This is a genomic window from Mesorhizobium sp. P5_C1, assembly GCF_054049815.1.
The window spans coordinates 1-2,015 of record NZ_JBFULQ010000772.1 but is presented as its reverse complement, the minus strand read 5'-3'; the positions used below and the strand labels follow the sequence as shown (position 1 = coordinate 2,015).

3 protein-coding genes and 1 pseudogene are annotated in these 2,015 nt (G+C 62.3%); 1 reads left to right on the top strand and 3 read right to left on the bottom strand.

Translation table 11 applies throughout. From position 1 onward, the window contains the following. Positions 1-288: 288 nt before the first annotated feature. From ACXJ7R_RS31100 to ACXJ7R_RS31090, 3 genes are all read right to left on the bottom strand, one after another. Complete coding sequence (locus ACXJ7R_RS31100) at positions 289-483, bottom strand: hypothetical protein (RefSeq protein ID WP_457155151.1); 195 nt, start codon at positions 481-483, stop codon at positions 289-291. Between the two features lie 78 nt (positions 484-561). Further along, positions 562-771, bottom strand: a complete 210-nt coding sequence (locus ACXJ7R_RS31095; protein ID WP_457155150.1) for a hypothetical protein — start codon at positions 769-771, stop codon at positions 562-564. Positions 772-857: 86 nt separating this feature from the next. Continuing rightward, positions 858-1,178, bottom strand: coding sequence for a hypothetical protein (locus tag ACXJ7R_RS31090; RefSeq protein WP_457155149.1), 321 nt, complete (start codon positions 1,176-1,178; stop codon positions 858-860). Positions 1,179-1,696: 518 nt separating this feature from the next. Between ACXJ7R_RS31090 and ACXJ7R_RS31085 the strand changes: the two are divergent. Next, a pseudogene (locus ACXJ7R_RS31085) lies at positions 1,697-2,015 on the top strand (hypothetical protein); the annotation flags it as partial.

Here is a 2,015-nt window from a genome sequence, read left to right as displayed (position 1 = left end):
GTTGAGGGAGCACGCAAAAGCCCGGTCACGGAGGAAGCGTGAAGGGCTCCCGCCACCGTAGGACGATGACGGGTTTGAAATGGCCAGCTTGGGACGTTGTCTGGCCGATGCGGAAACGCGCCATAGAGACATTAGTTGCGTCTAATGTAAAAAGCTCGCCACCTTGGGCAAGGTGACGTGGCCGCTTCAAAGACAAGGAACATTGTCGCGCCGGTAACGTTCGGCTGGATCACTGACCTATCAGTGATTCCCCGTGGGAGCTGGCCTGCTGAAAGGTGGCGGGCTTTTTCATTTTGCCGGATCCGCGCCGCGCGGGCCATCCGCAAGCGGCGGCTCATCCACTGCCACCTCATCGACTTCCGCCTCCATCTGATCGCTGACCGGCTTGGCCTTGGCGGCACCGGCAATGGGCTCGCCATCAAAACCCTTTAGCCAGGCCTCGGCGTGTTCTTGCCAGAACCCGGGCACCGCGTTCTTTGCCATCCTTGCGCGCCTGGGCGCCATACATCCAGGCGTAGGTGATGCGCTCCTGGTCCTTCTTAGCCACCGCCATTTTGCCACCTACCTTCCCAACGGCTGCTTGGAGAGCGAGACCAGCTCATCTTCATCCGTGATGCCGGCCATAAAGTTCGCGATAATGCGGGAGGCGATTGCCTCGCGAGCGTCTGGCGACTGATTGTCTAGCTTCAATTGTTCAAAAACCCGCCCAAGCAAGGCTAGCTCGGATTCGTCGAAKATGCCGGCGTCAGTTGCCTTTCGKCGAATCGGCATGACCTACCTCCTGAAATCCTGCACCGAGGCGTGACGTAGCTTCGGCTCACCGCGCAGATGCCGGACGCGGGCGGTGATGCCAGGCTTCACCCAGTCGACGTCGTCATCGGCSATCGCGGTGGGGACACCACCACCAGGTTGCTCGGCACGATCGCGCTCGATGCGTGCCAGAGCCRGTCCTTGATCGCGCGCGTGGTGGCGATGACGGCCTTGCCGACATATTTGCCGTCCTTGGCGAACAGCCCCTCGGTCTGCTTGCCGGCCTCCCGCTTTACGCCGATCAGGTCGAGGTCGTCGACATCCCAGCATTTCGTTTTGACCCACGCATCGGATTCGCCGCTGCGATAGGGGCTGCCGCRGCGCTTCGACACCATGCCTTCGAGCCCCATCTTGTCGACGGCGGCCAAGAACGCGGCGCCGTCGCCCTCGACRTGCTGGCTAGATGATCCCGTCGGCCGGCTCCACCAGGTCCCATAGAATCGCCGGCAGTTTCTCGGCCGCGTCGACGACAGGCCARTAGCGYTTYGACCARTCGATGCCGGTCCTGGTGAAKGCGCGMRCCYCWGCCCAATCSMGGATSAGCTGGGTGCGGAAGCCGTCATACTTGATCTCGTGSAGCCARTCGTCGCTGACGGGCGGCTCGAGCACCAGCAAAGGCTCCTGCGGCTTGATGAACTTCAATCGCGGTTCGGCGTTACGCATGCACTCACACGCTCCGATGGCCTCCGAGATATCGTCAAGCTTCGATGTCATCTGTTTCTGCGCTTTCACGGTTGGAAGGCGCGCCGGCCCCCGGAGAGCCGGCGCCAGTGCTTACTTCACCGGGGGCTGCGGATGCAGCGCGTGCCGGTAAGATCGTCTTCGACCAACCGCCGGGCGTGCTGCTCGGTCCAGGCCTGTCGGTAGTGCCGACAGTCAAGGTGAGATGAGTGCCGTCGAAATGGCCAGTGGCGCGAGTGAAAGCCGGTCCGCCGCCGGTGGCCGCAATCCCTGGCTCATCGCGGTCATCGTCTCGATCGCCACCTTCATGCTGGTGCTCGACACTTCGATCGCCAATGTGGCCCTGCGCAACATCGCCGGCAGCCTGGCCGCCGGGACGGATGAGAGCACCTGGGTGATCACCACCTATTCGCAGGCGTTCGCGCTTTATGGCATCGCCGTCATCACGTCACTCGCCCCAGACCCAGCTTCCGCTTCTTTGCCTTGCACGCATTTTCCTGATGATCGGCCTGCCGTTCCTGTTC